This is a genomic window from Promicromonospora soli (assembly GCF_014653785.1).
GTDB lineage: Bacteria > Actinomycetota > Actinomycetes > Actinomycetales > Cellulomonadaceae > Promicromonospora > Promicromonospora soli.
The window spans coordinates 411,682-425,856 of sequence record NZ_BNAS01000005.1 but is presented as its reverse complement, the minus strand read 5'-3'; the positions used below and the strand labels follow the sequence as shown (position 1 = coordinate 425,856).

The 14,175-nt window shown below is 73.4% G+C and carries 13 protein-coding genes; 6 read left to right on the top strand and 7 right to left on the bottom strand.

The annotated features are described in order from the left end of the window. The first annotated feature begins 34 nt into the window (after positions 1–34). Entirely contained in the window at positions 35–1,336 is a 1,302-nt protein-coding gene (locus IE250_RS18065) for a serine hydrolase domain-containing protein (protein WP_189670655.1), read from the top strand. Between the two features lie 4 nt (positions 1,337–1,340). On the opposite strand, the gene IE250_RS18060 is transcribed toward IE250_RS18065, so the two are convergent. Continuing rightward, positions 1,341–1,673, bottom strand: coding sequence for a cupin domain-containing protein (locus tag IE250_RS18060; RefSeq protein ID WP_189670654.1), 333 nt, complete (start codon positions 1,671–1,673; stop codon positions 1,341–1,343). Between the two features lie 74 nt (positions 1,674–1,747). Here IE250_RS18060 and IE250_RS18055 point away from each other — a divergent pair, with 74 nt between their 5' ends. Then, positions 1,748–2,362 (top strand): nitroreductase family protein, encoded by a 615-nt coding sequence (locus IE250_RS18055; RefSeq protein WP_189670653.1) that lies wholly within the window; start codon positions 1,748–1,750, stop codon positions 2,360–2,362. Between the two features lie 77 nt (positions 2,363–2,439). On the opposite strand, the gene IE250_RS18050 is transcribed toward IE250_RS18055, so the two are convergent. Continuing rightward, complete coding sequence (locus IE250_RS18050; RefSeq protein WP_189670652.1) at positions 2,440–3,423, bottom strand: aldo/keto reductase; 984 nt, start codon at positions 3,421–3,423, stop codon at positions 2,440–2,442. Between the two features lie 92 nt (positions 3,424–3,515). On the opposite strand from IE250_RS18050, the gene pdxR reads away from it, so the two are divergent. Continuing rightward, positions 3,516–5,006: a MocR-like pyridoxine biosynthesis transcription factor PdxR gene (pdxR, locus tag IE250_RS18045; protein ID WP_189670651.1), complete on the top strand. Its 1,491-nt coding sequence runs from the start codon at positions 3,516–3,518 to the stop codon at positions 5,004–5,006. Positions 5,007–5,039: 33 nt separating this feature from the next. On the opposite strand, the gene cofC is transcribed toward pdxR, so the two are convergent. Both cofC and cofD read right to left on the bottom strand, forming a co-directional pair. Beyond that, on the bottom strand, positions 5,040–5,705 hold the full coding sequence (gene cofC, locus IE250_RS18040) for a 2-phospho-L-lactate guanylyltransferase (RefSeq protein ID WP_189670650.1): 666 nt from the start codon (positions 5,703–5,705) through the stop codon (positions 5,040–5,042). After that, positions 5,702–6,622, bottom strand: coding sequence for a 2-phospho-L-lactate transferase (gene cofD, locus IE250_RS18035; protein ID WP_189670649.1), 921 nt, complete (start codon positions 6,620–6,622; stop codon positions 5,702–5,704). Before cofD ends, cofC begins: the two co-directional genes overlap by 4 nt. Before the next feature lie 97 nt (positions 6,623–6,719). On the opposite strand from cofD, the gene IE250_RS18030 reads away from it, so the two are divergent. Together IE250_RS18030 and IE250_RS24995 are read left to right on the top strand one after the other, a co-directional pair. Continuing rightward, on the top strand, positions 6,720–7,043 hold the full coding sequence (locus IE250_RS18030; protein WP_189670648.1) for a thiamine-binding protein: 324 nt from the start codon (positions 6,720–6,722) through the stop codon (positions 7,041–7,043). Positions 7,044–7,162: 119 nt separating this feature from the next. Next, complete coding sequence (locus IE250_RS24995) at positions 7,163–8,983, top strand: phosphatase PAP2 family protein (protein WP_189670647.1); 1,821 nt, start codon at positions 7,163–7,165, stop codon at positions 8,981–8,983. Positions 8,984–8,993: 10 nt separating this feature from the next. Here IE250_RS24995 and IE250_RS18020 read toward each other — a convergent pair whose 3' ends face one another. Continuing rightward, a complete protein-coding gene (locus tag IE250_RS18020) occupies positions 8,994–9,653 on the bottom strand; it encodes a LysE family translocator (RefSeq protein ID WP_189670646.1) in 660 nt (219 codons plus the stop codon). 229 nt (positions 9,654–9,882) lie between these two features. On the opposite strand from IE250_RS18020, the gene IE250_RS18015 reads away from it, so the two are divergent. Beyond that, a complete protein-coding gene (locus IE250_RS18015) occupies positions 9,883–11,868 on the top strand; it encodes a restriction system modified-DNA reader domain-containing protein (RefSeq protein ID WP_189670645.1) in 1,986 nt (661 codons plus the stop codon). A gap of 91 nt (positions 11,869–11,959) precedes the next feature. Here the strand turns inward: IE250_RS18015 and IE250_RS18010 are convergent, their stop codons facing one another. Together IE250_RS18010 and IE250_RS18005 are read right to left on the bottom strand one after the other, a co-directional pair. Further along, a complete protein-coding gene (locus IE250_RS18010) occupies positions 11,960–12,919 on the bottom strand; it encodes a zinc-binding dehydrogenase (protein ID WP_189670644.1) in 960 nt (319 codons plus the stop codon). Positions 12,920–12,928: 9 nt separating this feature from the next. Then, positions 12,929–14,155, bottom strand: a complete 1,227-nt coding sequence (locus IE250_RS18005) for a YncE family protein (RefSeq protein ID WP_229872563.1) — start codon at positions 14,153–14,155, stop codon at positions 12,929–12,931. Positions 14,156–14,175: the final 20 nt, after the last annotated feature.

Here is a 14,175-nt window from a genome sequence, read left to right as displayed (position 1 = left end):
GGATGGGAGCACAGCCGAGACGAAGGAGACTCCCATGGATCGTTCGACCCGCCGAGCGGCGCTCGCCCTGAGCGCGACCCTGGCGCTCGCGGCGCCGCTGGTAGCCGCTGGCTCCGCGCACGCCGTGAGCACCGCCGACCGGCCGACGCCGTCCACCACCGCCGCCGACGTTCCGCCCACCGTGTCCGAAGCGGTGGCCGACGCCGCTCGTGAGGCGCGGCGCGACGTCGCCAGGAGCCGGGCGCTCGCGCAGGGTCAGCAGGCGCCGGCCGACGCCGAGCTCGACGCCGCCCTGGACGCCCTCGTGGCGGACGGCGCGGTCGCGGTGACGGCGCGCGTCGAGACGGCGTCGGACACCTGGAGCGGTGCCGCCGGGACCCGGGAGCGCACGGGCGACGCACCCGCCCGGCCGCGCGACCGGTTCCGCGTCGCGAGCAACACCAAGCCGATGATAGCGACGCTGGTGATGCAGGAGGTCGAGAAGGGCACCTGGACGCTCGACACCCCGGTGGAGGACGTGCTGCCCGGCGTCATGCCGGCCGGTGTGACGATCGAGCAGCTGCTGAGCCACCGGTCGGGCGCGCCGACCGCCACCGACTGGATCCTCGCCTCGCGGGTGACCGACCCGACGTCGGTGGACGAGGTCTTCGCGGTGATGGGCCAGGAGGTCACGGCGGCCGACCACATCGAGGCGCTCCAGGCCGCGCCGTGGGTGAACGAGCCGGGGGCCGGGTTCTCCTACTCGAACGCGGGCTACGTGGTGCTCGGGATGATGCTTGAGGAGGTCACCGGGCGCAGCGTCGAGGCCCTGATGCAGTCTCGGGTGTTCGCCCCGGCGGGAATGTGGCAGAGCGCCTACCCAGACGACCCCGGCGTGTACGGGCCGTTCCTCCACGAGTCGGCGTACACGGGTCCGGAGGGGGCCGGCTGGTACGACCTCGACCACTGGGACCCGAGCCTGTTCGACGCCGCGGGCGCGGTCACCAGCACCACCGAGGACCTCGCGGACTTCACCGAGGCGCTGGTGACGAACCGCCTCGTCGGTCCGGCGACCACCGCGGACATCCTCGAGCCCCGCACCGTGGGCCAGGAGGCGTTCCCGGACTACGGCCTCGGCGTCTACCGCGTCCCGGACCCGTGCGTCCCCGGCGGCTGGCTCTACGGGCACGACGGCGGCTCGTACGGCACCATCTCGATCAACCTGGCGTCGCCCGACGGCGAGCGGCAGCTTTCCATCGGCATCACCGGCCGGGACATCGCCTACCCGTGGTACACCGACGAGCCGCTGTACGACCCGAGCGCGGTGCTGGTCGCGATGCTGCAGGCCACCTGCTGACGGCTCAGTCCTCCAGCCACTCCGTCTCGAAGCGGTCGTTCGCGTGGATGTGGACCGCCTCGTAGAGGTCGGCGCCGAGGGTCTTGAACTTGTGCGGCACCATCGCCTCGACCACGAGGATCTGGCCGCCCACCGCCTGGATCTCCTCGCCGCCCACGGTGAAGAGCGCCCGGCCGGACCGGATCACGAACGTCTCCGAATAGGGATGACGGTGCAGTCGCGGCCCGACGCCGTCCTGCGTCACCCGCTCGAAGATGATGGAGACCTGGGAGCCGTGGAGGTACCCCTCGAAGTTGCCGTACGGCAGCGCTGCCTGCTCGATCGCCTGGAGAGTCATGCCCTCCAGCCTGGCTGGCGCGCCGCCGTCGGGCAACGGGATTCGTGGGTCGCCGAAGGTCGACAATGAGCCCCATGGAATTCCAGGACGTCGTCCGCAAGCGCCGGATGCACCGCAAGTTCTCCGACGAGCCTGTGGCCGCCAGGGCCGTCGACCGCATCACCAGCAACGCCGTCCGCGCCCCCAGCGCGGGGTTCAGCCAGGGCTGGGCGTTCGTGGTGCTGGAGACCGCCGAGGACCGGGACCGGTTCTGGGCGGCGTCGACGCCGCAGACCGCGGAGCGCTCGGAGCGTGACATGTCGGCCTGGCTCGCCGGGATGCGGACCGCGCCGGTGATCGTGCTGGCGCTCGCCTCCAAGGCCGCGTACCTGCGGCGATACGCGGAGAAGGACAAGGGCTGGACGGACCTCGACGAGGCCCGCTGGCCGGCCCCGTTCTGGCACATCGACGTCGGCATGGCTTCGCTGCTCATGCTGCAGACCGCCGTCGACGAGGGACTGGGTGCGTGCTTCTTCGGCGTCCCGCCGGAGCACGTGGCGGCGGTCCGCGCCGAGCTCGGCATCCCGGACGAGTTCGAGATCACCGGCGTCGTCGCGATCGGCCATCCGGCCGACGGCGGCGCGAAGGGCTCACCCACCCGCCGCCCCCGCAAGCCCCAAGCCGAGGTGATCCACCGAGGCGGCTGGTAACCCCCTTTGTTGTGGGCGCGATCGTTGCGCCTAAACCGGACGCATAGTCGCAACGATCACGCCCACAACCAAGAAGGTCACGCCGCGTCGAGGCGTGCCCGCACTTCGTCGTCCAGCACCAGGTCCGCCGCCCCGAGCGCCTCGTCGAGCTGCGCCACGCTGCTCGCCCCGAACACCGGGATCACCGGCACCTCGCCGCCCAGCAGCCAGGCGAGCGCTACCTGGTTCGGCGTCGCCCCGATCTCGGCGGCGACCGCGCGCAGCACCCTGATCCGCTCTCGCGACCCGGCGTGGTCCGACCCGTCGCGGAGCGCCTTGTCATCCCGCGAGTACACGCCTTGGTGCAGCGGCGAGTACGCCATCACGGTGAGCCCCGGCCGGCCTGGGGTGCCGGTGGACCGGGCGTAGTCGAGCAGCTCGGGCGTGGCCCAGCTCGCCCGGATCGGCTGCGGCCGCGGGTACACATAGCTGCAGCTCTGCTGCACCGCGCCGTACGGCGCCACCCCAAGCCGTGCGGCGGTCTCGCGCGCCTCGACGACCCGCCAGAGCGCGACGTTCGAGATGCCCGGGATCCCGACGATCCCTTCGTCGACCAGCTTGCCGAACGCGCCGACCGTCTCCTCGAGCGGCGTCTCCAGGTCGTCGACGTGCCCGTACAGCACGTCGATGTGGTCGACGCCGAGGTGGCGCAGGCTCTCGCGCGCCTCCCGGTCGATCGTCGAGGCGGCCAGTCCCTGGTAGTTGGTGGGCGGCGTGTTCGACAGCGGCAGGTCGGGGTCCTTCTTCGCCGCTCCCAGCTTGGTCGCGATCCGTAGGTCGTCCCGGTTGCCCCGCGAGGCGAGCCAGCGGCCGATCACGTCCTCGGAGTCGCGGCCGTAGCCTCCGACCCACGCGTTGTAGTTGTTGGCGGTGTCGAGGAACGTGCCCCCGGCCTCGACGAACCGGTCCAGGATCGCGAACGACGTCTCCTCGTCGGTCCGGGTGCCCATGAACATGGTGCCCAGGCACAGCGTCGACACCTCGAACGAGGTGTGCCCGTTGTCCAGCGTGCGGTACTGCATGGTCTGCTCCTTCGGCCTGCCGTGTCCCGGGCGCCTCCGCCCGGCGATCACCACGCTAGGCAGGAATCGGTCTGGTGCTACGGTCCAATGCCATGCCGACGGACCAGACCAATTCTGCGGACGACGTGCTCATCGCACTCGCGCCCGGCCAGGGCGCGCTCCGCCACCGGCTGGAGGAGGCGATCCTCGAGGACATCGCCTCCGGCCGCCTCGCCCCGGGCACGGCGCTGCCGCCAAGTCGCGCCCTCGCCGACGCCCTCGGCATCTCCCGCTGGGTGGTCACCGAGGCGTACGGGCACCTGGTGGGCAAGGGAGTCCTCGAGGCCCGCACGGGTTCGGCGACCCGGGTCGCAGCGTCCGCGCCCGACGTCGTCCCGGGCATCGGGGAGCCCTCGCTCGCCGAGACCCGGTCTCGCCAGGCTCAACCGACACCGGGCATCGGGCTGGAACGCGCGCCGGACCGCGCGGCGCACGACCTCGCGCCCGGCGTGCCCGACCTGCGGCACGTCCCCCGGGAGGCCTGGCTGCGCGCGGCCCGCGACGCGCTCGCGGACGCGACCAACCAGGACCTGGGCGGGCAGCCGCCCGCCGGGCACCCGGCGGCACGCGCGGCGATGGCGACCCACCTGCGGCGGGCGCGGATCGTGTCCGGGCCCGACGACGCCGTCGTGCTCACCCGCGGCGCCGCGGACGGCATGTCGCGGATTGCCGCCGCGCTGTCCGACGCCGGGCACACGCACCTGCTCATCGAGGACCCGAGCTGGGCCGCGCTGCGCGACGTCGCCAGGGCCGCCGGCCTCACCCCGGTCCCGGTCCCGGTGGACGACGCCGGGATCTCGACGGAGCGGCTGCGCGCGGAGGCCGCCCGCACGGGCGCCCGTGCGGTGCTGCTCACCCCGGCGCACCAGTTCCCGCTGGGCGCCGTGCTGTCGGACGACCGCCGCGCGGCCGTGCTGGCATGGGCGCGCGAGGTGGACGGGCTCGTGATCGAGGACGACTACGACGCCGAGTTCCGCTACGACCGCCGGCCCGTGCCCGCCCTGCAGGGGCTCGACCCGGACCGGGTGCTGCTCCTCGGCTCGACGAGCAAGACGCTGGCGCCGGCGTTCGGGATCGGCTGGATGGTGGTGCCGCAGCGGTGGCGTGCCGCGGTGCTGGACGTGTCGGTCCGCCGCGGGCCCACGCCCGGCCCGGCGACGCTGGACCAGCTCACGCTCGCCCGGTTCGTCGCGGACGGTGCGTACGCGCGGCACCTGCGCGCGGCCCGCACCCGCTATGCCCGACGCCGGGCCGCGCTCCTGGCAGCTCTCGACCGCGAGCTGCCCGGCGCGCGGGTCGGCGGGATCGCAGCGGGGATGCACGTGACTGTGGACCTGGCCGGCATCGCGCCCGGCATCGACGCCGCCGCCGTCGTACGCGAGGGGGCCGCACGGGACGTCGCGCTGGTCGACCTGCGGCGGTACCAGGCGGCGCCGTCGGCCAGGTCCACCGTGCTCGTGGTCGGCTACGGGAACCTGGCCGACGCGCGCCTGGAGGAGGCGCTGCGCAGCCTGCGCGCGGCGGTGGAGGCCGCCGCGCGCTGACCGGTCGCGGCGCCCCGTCGATCGGCCAGGCGCCTACAGCAGTCCGGGCACCTGCTGGCCCACGGCGGAGCGGACCTCGTCCGGGAGCTGCGACCAGTCGTCCGTCGTGTCCAGGTCGACGGCCGTGCCCGGCCGGTACACCACCCTCACGTCCAGGCCATGGGCCTCCGCCTCCGCGAGATGGGCGGCGAGGGAATCGGCCCCGAACCGGAACCGGAAGCGCGGGCCTGCGCCCTGGACGGGCAGGAGCAGGAGGTTGGTGCCCGACCGGTTGCGGTCGGTAGCGATCACGACCGGGGCGTCCTCGGCGAGGATCGCCGCAACGTCCCCGGGCGACAGCGCCGGCAGGTCGGCGTGCGCGACGAGGAGGCGGCCGGCACTGCCCGCCGCGAGGACCTCGCGGGCGTGCTCCAGGGCGGCGTTCAGCCCCGGCCGGTCGGCGGGCTGCTCCAGCACCTCGACCGCCAGCCCGGCCAGCGTCTCCCGGGTGAACGCCGGGTCCGCCGTCACCACCACGACCCGCTCGATCCCGTCGGCGGCCAGCAGCGTCGTCACCACGTGCCTGGCCAGCACCCGGATGAGCCGACGCCGCGAGCCGGCGTCGAGCACCGCGGCCAGCCGCGACTTGCCGGACACGCCGTCGCGGAGCGGCACCACCGCCGTCGTGCCTTGACCCTGCCCTGGGACGACGCCGGTCACGCGAGCGCCAGCAGCTCGCGGGCCAGGCGCTCACGGCCGGGCGGGCCGCCCATGATCGTGTCGGTGACGTGCACCGTCAGGCCGAGGTCGGCCACGGGCCCGGCGAGGCTCGCGTCGCGTTCGTCGATCACCATGACGTCCACGAGGTCCGCGTAGATCCGGGCCACGCCCAGGGCCGACACCTCGTGCCCGAGGGACTCCAGGATCTGGGCGGCCGGGCCCTTGATCGCCTGCCCGCCGACGATGGGGCTCACCGCTACCCGGCGGCCGGGGGCCATCACGAGAGCCTCGCGCACCCCGCGCACCGCGAGGAGCGGCTCGATCGACAGGAACGGGTTCGACGGCGCGAGCACCACCAGCTCGGCGGCCAGGGCGTCGAGCACGCCGGGGGCCGGGCGGGCGGCGTCGGCCCCGTCGAAGTGCAGGCCGAGGACGGCGTCCGCGTGCTGCCGTCCCACGAAGTACTCCTGGAACCCGAGCCGGCCCGACGGGGTGTCGACGAGGGTCGCGAGGTGGTCGTCGGTGACGGGCAGGACGCAGGGGCGGACGCCCATGGACCGGGCGATGTGCGCCGTGACGGCGGACAACGCGTCGCCGCGACGCAGGCGCGCCGTGCGCACGATGTGGGTGGCGAGGTCGCGGTCGCCGAGCGTGAACCATGTGTCCTCGCCGAGCTCCTTGAGCGCGGAGAGGGTCGCGTAGGACTCGCCGCGCAGGCCCCAGCCGCGGTCCTCGTCGTTGAGCTCGGCGAGGGTGTACAGGACGGTGTCGATGTCGGGGGAGATCGCGAGGCCGTGCAGCTCGGTGTCGTCGCCGACGTTCACGACGACGGTCAGGGACTGTGGGCTGAGCGCGAGATCGAGGCCGTGCGCAAGCCGCGCACCGCCGACCCCGCCCGCGAGGAGGGTGACGTTCACGCGTCGAGCCTACGTCTGCCCTGTTTCGGGAAGAACCTCCCGCTGTCGGACACCACGGTGACCCGTGTGTCTGACCGGGAGAGGGCAGTATGTGCACATGGCTGTCTTCGCGTTCTCCGTCGCCCCCATGACCGCAGGCGAGTCCGTCGCCGACCAGGTTGCCGAGGCCGTCCGCATAGTCCGCGAGTCGGGGCTCCCGAACCGCACCACCTCGATGTTCACCGAGATCGAAGGGTCCTGGGACGAGGTGATGCCGGTGATACAGCGAGCTACCGAGTCCGTGGCACGGGGTGGGCACCGCGTGTCCCTCGTCATCAAGGCCGACATCCGCCCGGGTGCGCCGGCCGGGCAGATCACCAGCAAGATCGCCAGGGTCGAGGAGCGGCTCGCCGCCGACGAGACGGAGACGGGCCACTCCTGAGCCCACAACCAGGGCTTACCCAGGAACGGCTCGGGCTCCGCGGTCCTGTTCGCCGACCTGTCGTCCGGTGTTCGTCAGGGGTTCACCGACGGGCCCCGGCGTTCCGGGACGCTCGGCGCATGAAGCAACCAGCTGTTGACGTCGACAGGCGAGACTTCCTGCGCGGCGCGGCCTTCGGCGTCGGCGCTCTCGTCGTGGGGCCGACGGCGGTCGGCCTGCCCACCTCGGCGAGCGCCGCCGTCCGTGTCCCGGCCACCGGCACCGCTGCCCCGGTGCCGTTCGTCGACTGGTACACGTCGAACGTCACGGCCAACCTGACGGGCGAGACCAACGCCGCCGTCCGAGCGCTGTCGGGAATGTCGGAGCTTTGGCGGACCGGCGCGGAGTGGAACACCGGTCTGGCCCTCTCCCCGAAGGTGCTGCACGAGAACATCCGGTATGTCGTCGACGCGACGCGGCGCCGAACCGCCGAGCAGGCCGAGCAGGCCTTCGTCTACGACCGCAGGCACCAGAGCTACTCGGTCATCGCAGGTCTCGGCCCGCTCGCCGAGGCGTACCGGACGGGCGCACGCGCCGTCACCTCGATCACCACGGCCCCGGACGGGACCCCGCCCACCACGATCAGCGACGCGGTACCCGCTGACGCGCCCGCCGGGTCCGCGATCGGTGCGGGCTCGGACACCTCCGAGCTGGGCGAGATCGTCCGACTCGTGAACACGGTGCGCGGCCCGTTCTCGTCCAGCAACCCCTCGAAGTTCGCCTTCCAGTACCCGCGCCCCTGGCGGATGACCGACCGCAGCACCGTCGTGGACACGGGCGTGGTCGACGAGCTCGGCTACCCGGTCTACAAGTCCGGCGTGGTCGTCGCTCCCCAGCTGCTTCGGCAGCGCAGCACGGATCCGGCGTCCGACGGCGGTTTTCCCAGCGGCCACGCCAACGCCGCCTGGCTGGCCGCGCTCGCCTACGCCTACGCGATTCCTGAGCGGTTCTCCGAGCTGATGGTCGTGGCGGCCGAGCTCGGTGACAGCCGGATCATCGCCGGCATGCACTCGCCGGTGGACGTCATCGGCGGCCGGATCCTGGCGACCGCGCTGGCTGCCGCGATCCTCGGTGACCCCGCCAACGCCGAGCTGAAGACCGCGGCCCGCTCCCGAGCCGTCGAGTACTTCACCTCCATCACGGGCGCCGACGACCTGTACGCCGCCGCTCACACCGGTGCGGACCAGTACCGCGACCGGGCGGCGAACCGGGAGCAGATCGGTTCGTCGCTGACCTACACCCTGCGCCGCCGGGACGGGCACTCCGCCGACCTCGACGTGCCGAAGGGCGCGGAGGTCCTGCTCGAGACGCGCTTCCCCTACCTGTCCCCGGCCCAGGTGCGCGACGTGCTGCGCACGACCGCGCTGCCCTCCGGCTACCCGATCCTGGACGGGCCCGAGCAGTGGGGGCGCCTGAACCTCTTCGCCGCCGCCGACGGGTACGCCCGGTTCGACCGGACGGTCACCGTCGAGCTCTTGGCCGCCGGAGGCGGCTTCGCGGCGGACGACGCCTGGCGCAACGACATCGACGGCGCGGGCGGCCTGGTCAAGACCGGCACGGGCACGCTCACCCTCGCCGGCTGCAACTCCTACCGCGGCGGCACGGTGGTCCGGGGCGGCACTCTCGTGGCGGGTTCGGCCGACAGCCTGGGCCACGGCGCGCTGACCCTCGAACGCGAGACGACCCTCCGCTCGAGCCTCGCGACGACGGTCGAGGTCAGAGGCGCCGTCGAGATCGCTCCCGGTGCGACACTCGAGCTGACCGGCAGCGGCCACGGGAGCGGCGGCCGCCGCACGGTCCTGCGCGGGTTCCGGGTGGCGGGCGAGTTCGCCCGGGTGCTGGTCGACGGCCGTCCGGTCCGGGCGTCCTACCGGGGCGACAGCGTCGTCGTCGAGCCCTGATCGCTCGGCGTCAGCCCAGGAGCATCACGACGGCGAGGACCACCATCAGGCCGGACGACGCCAGCGCCGTGCCCAGCCGGCCGCGCGGCCCGGACAGCACCCGGCCCAGCAGCGTCCCGCCGAGGGCCAGCGCAAGCTGCCAGGACGCGGACGCCAGGAACGCGGCGATCCCGAACACGGCGGCGACCAGGGTGCGGCCGGCCGTCGCGGCGTCGGGCAGCAGCGCGCCGCCCGTCACGACCACCGCGAAGAACAGGACGGTCCCCGGGTTGATCGCCGTGATGGCGACAAAGCGCGCGAAGGCGCGCGGAGCGGTGAGCGGGTCGGCCCGCACGTCGCCGCCCGACGCCGTCCGCTCCCGCCAGGCGGCCAGCGCGCCACGGGCGGCCAGCACCAGGAGCACGACGGCGGACGCGATCCGCAACGGTTCCTCGACCGGCTGCACCAGGCCCGCGACGAGCGTGCCGAACAGGCCGGTGACCAAGGCGTAGCCGCCGTCGACAACCGCGATCCCGAGCGCTCCGGCCGCGCCGACCCGCCAGGGGTGGCGGGCGGCCAGACCGACGAGGTAGGACGCGACGGGCCCCACGGGGAGGGCGACCGCGTACCCGGCCACGACGCCGGCGATCAGGACCGGCCACAGCGTCGTCGCCGACGCCGCGGCGCTCATCGCTGTGCCTGGTGGCACCTCCCCGAGCCACGCACCTGCTGGCCGGCGACGGAAGGTCGCCGGGACAGGAACGAAGGGGCGTGGATCGTGGTCATGGCCAATGACCCTAGGCATGGTCCAACCATGGGACAAGTCTCACCCACAACCTTCACCCCGGTGTTTCCGGACACTTGCCACCGGCCTTTAGGCTAGGGCGGACCGATGCCGCAGGACCCGGGGAGATCACGAGATGCCATTGTTCGAGGTCGATACCCAGCGGCCCCTCCTCGTGACGTCCGCGAACGGCGCGAACGGCTCGGAACCAGGTCTGAAGACCACGGCCAACCAGGTTGTCGACTCCCACATCGACGGGCTTCTCGGCGAAGAGGTCTTCCCGATCGCCCAGGGTTCGGGCCCCGACGAGCCGCACCTGCTCGCCCTCGACGCGTCGGGCTCGCCCGTCGTCGTGGAGCTCGTGGCCGACCTCGACCGGGAGAACCTCGCCAAGGCGCTCGACCACGCCGGCGCGGCCGGCAGGCTGACGCGCTCCGACCTCGCGGCGCGTTACAGCGGCGGCGCGAGCTCGTTCCAGCACGACGTCGCCGCGTTCTACGACAGCGTTCCCATCACCCGCACCCAGGCCGGGAAGAACGGCGGCCCGGGCGCGCGGCTCATCATCATCTGCCAGAACGCGCCCGACGAGATCCTCAACGCCGTCGACTTCCTGCGCCAGCCGTCGATGCCCGTCGAGGTGCTGAAGATGGGCGTCGTGAACTCGAACGACGGCCGCAAGTTCCTCGACGTGTCGCCGCTCGTTGTGCACCTTCCGCCGGGTCTGCCCGCGCCGAAGTCGGCGCCGATCGGCGGCACCATCACCGGCTCGATGGAGAACTCGGTCAGCAGCTCGATGGACACGGGAGTCACCGGCGGGGTCTCGGGCGGCTCCGCGGCGCCGCCCAAGGACGCCTTCGAGGAGGGTGTCAAGGTCGGTTATGCCCTCACGGGCAAGATGCCGGTCGTCGCGCAGGCACCCTCCCGCTCCGAGCGCCCCGCGCAGCAGGTGCCCCCGTCGGACAACGCCTCCTCCGGTCCGACCAACGCGGCGACCGGCCTGCGGTCGAGCCTCCGCGGGGCCGCCCAGCGCAGCAAGCCCGAGCGTGCTGCGGGCACGCGCGCCGGCCGCCGCGCCCAGGCAGCGGCAGCCTCGTCCGACCCCGCGCCGGCCCCGAGCCCGAACATCGTGAGCGCCCCGAGCAGCGTGAGCCCGCCGAGCGCCCCGGTCTCCCGGGCGCGTCCCGGTGCGGACTCCCGCCCGACGCCGAGCACCCCGCCCCGACTCGCCCCGAGCCGCTCCTCGCTCGGCGACGCCGGCGCGCCGCCCCGCTCCCAGAACGCTGCCGAGCCGCCGCTGCCGCCGGCACCCTCACCGCCGCCGCCCCCGTCGCCGCGTCGCCGCTCGCGCACCGACCGGTTCGCGGAGTCGGCCCAGCCGAGCGAGTCCACGCCGGTGTCCGTGCCGCAGCCGGCGGTCGACGAGAACCTGTGGCAGCCCCCGTCGTACGACGAGGCGCCCGCCTACGCCGGGCCGCCGCCGAACGTGCCGGCCGACTTCGACGTCACCCGGCCGCGCTATACCCCGGAGCCCGCCTACGGCGGCGACTCGCCCTTCGCGCCCGCCCCGTCGGGGTACGGCTACACCCCTGAGGCGGGCGCCGGGTACGGCGACCAGGGCGGCTACGGCTACGACGAGCAGCCGCGGTTCGAGTCGGGCTACGCCGACGGCGCGGCCCCGGTCGCGACGGAACAGAACCAGTGGGAGTCCGGCGGCTACATGTCCGGCCCGGACGACGGCTACCCGCAGACGGCGTACGCCCCCGACCCGTACCCGTCCAGCGCGCCCGAGGCGCCGGCCCGGCCCGTGCCGCCGGGCGAGAGCATCCGGGCCAGCACCCCGATGCTGTTCGAGGAGGAGGACGACCCCGACCTCGAGGCGCTCGCCCGGAGCGTGGGCACGCCCACCCGGATCGTGTGGTCGCGCCCCCGGCGCAACCAGCACTTCGAGGCGATGCTCCTGCCGGACGGCTCCATCGAGCTGGCCAACGGCGCTCGCTACCGGCACCCGGACTCGGCCGCAACGGCGGCATCGGGCTCGTACACGGCCGACGGCTGGAGCGTGTGGCGCATCGGCGACACAGGCCCCACCCTGGTGGAGGAGTTCTCCCGCCGGTTCGCCTGAGCCGGAGGTGCAGCGCAGGGTGCGGGCCGAGGGACGAGGCACGCGCCTGGAGCGGAACCGCAGGCTCAGGCGATACCCATGGAGCCTTAGTTCAGGGCCGCACGACCACCTTGCCGAACTGGTTGCCCTCGTGCAGCAGTGCCAGCCCGTCGGCGGCCTTCGCGAGCGGCACCTCGGCGTCGATCACCGGGCGCACGCCGGTGCGGGCGCAGAACCTGGCGAGTGCGCTCAGGTCGTCCCGCGAACCCATCGTGACGCCCTGCACGCGGATCTCCTGGAAGAAGATGCGGGTCAGCTCGGCCGGGGCCGCATCGCCTGACGTCGCGCCGCAGACCAGGACGGAGCCCCCGGGGCGTACCGAGCGGATCGAGTGGGCCCACGTCGCCTGGCCCACCGACTCCAGCACAGCGTCGACGCGTGCGGGCAGGCGCGCGCCCACCTCGACGGCGCCCGCCGCGCCCAGCGCGATGGCCCGCTCCCGCTTCTCGGCGGAGCGCGACGTCACCCAGACCTCCAGGCCGGCCGCCGCCCCCAGCGTGACCGCCGCCGTCGCCAGCCCGCCGCCCGCGCCCTGCACCAGGACGCGGTCGCCGGGCGTGAGGCCGCCCGCCGTGAACAGCATGTTGTACGCGGTGAGCCACGCCGTCGGGAGGCACGAGGCCTCCTCGAACGACAGCTCCGCCGGCTTCGGCACGAGGTTCGCCGTCGGCACCGCCACGCGCTCGGCGAGCGCCCCGGGGTAGCGCTCCGAAAGGAGCGACCGCGGCTCCTTCGGCCCGACGCCGTGGCCGTCGGCCCCGATGACGCCGTGCACGATCACCTCGGTCCCGTCCGGGGCCACGCCCGCGGCGTCGGTGCCAAGGATCATCGGCAGCTGCTGTTCCCGCAGGCCCACGCCGCGCAGCGACCACAGGTCGTGGTGGTTCAGGCTTGCGGCCCGGACGTCCACGGTGGTCCAGTGCTCCGCGGCCTCCGGTTCGGGGCGGTCACCTACCTCCAGGCCGTCGAGCGGGCTGTCGGGCGAGAACCTGGTCACGTAGGCGGCAAGCATGCGGCGACCCTAGCCGACCCCGGACCAGCCGGCGGGGACGGTGCCCGGCCGCACGCGCTGCGGGTGGTCGCCCACCGGCACCGAGGTGATCTTCTGCCCGGTGGCGAAGTCGATGGACGTCACCTGGTCCGCCCCGGACTCCGAGACGACGCACGCCGCGCCGTCGCCGGTCACGGTGGACCAGTACGGCTTGGCGACGTCGATCAAGGGACCTTCCTCGAGCGTCGCCCGGTCCACGACCATCGCGTAGTCGTCCATGGTCCCGGCGACGCACAGGTGCTCGCCGGTGGGCTGCATGGTCAGGCCGTGGTGGCGTGAGTCGTTGACCATGTCGGAGCGGCGGCCGTCGAACACGCTCGGCAGCGTCTTGACCCGCGTGATGCGGTCGCTCTCGACGTCGTACTCCAGGAACCCGCCGAAGAACGACACCTGGAAGTACAGCTTCGACTCGTCCGGGCTGAACGTGGCGGGGCGGACGGCGTCGGACAGCCGGCCCAGTCCGGCGTCGTCGAGCCGGTCGCGCATGTCGATCTCGCGCACCACCTCGAACGTCTCAGCGTCGGCGACGGTGATGACGCGGTCGCCCTTGAGGAAGTCGAGCGCGGGGTCGTCGAGGTCGTTGTTCACCTCGCCGATCGACATGTTCCAGATCAGGCCGTCGGACGTGTAGATGTTCTCGTGCGGCTTGTCGCCCGTGGGGAACGAGCCGGCCTCGACGCCGTTCTCGATGTCCAGCACGTGCACCCGGTTGCCGGTCGACGCCGAGACGGCGACCTGCGTCCCGTCCGGCGACACGGACATGTGGTCGGCCCGGAGGCCGGCCACCGGGAACCGCCACTCCACCTCTCCGGTGGCGAGGCTGATGGAGACGACGTCGGCGAAGCTCGGCCGCGACACCACGAGGGACGAGCCGTCACGCGTCGTGTACATGTCGTCCGCGAACTGGTCGTGGCCCTCGCCCACGGTCTCCCGGATGACGAGGAAGGCCGCCAGCCGGATCGGGTCGCGGTAGATCTCGCGCAGGCGTTCGGCGCGGTCGGGGATCACGTCGACCTGCCCGACCGGCGTGAGGTCGGCGCCCGACGACAGCACGGAGGCCGTTCCGTCCCAGTTGTTCGCGACGAACAGGACCTCCTGGGCGGGCAGATCGGCCTGGGCCGGGGTGGACGCGGCGACCGCCCCGGACGTCACGAAGCCGAGTGTGGCCAGGATGGCGAGTGCACGGCGATGTGTCACTGAACGCTCCTCTTCGTCGG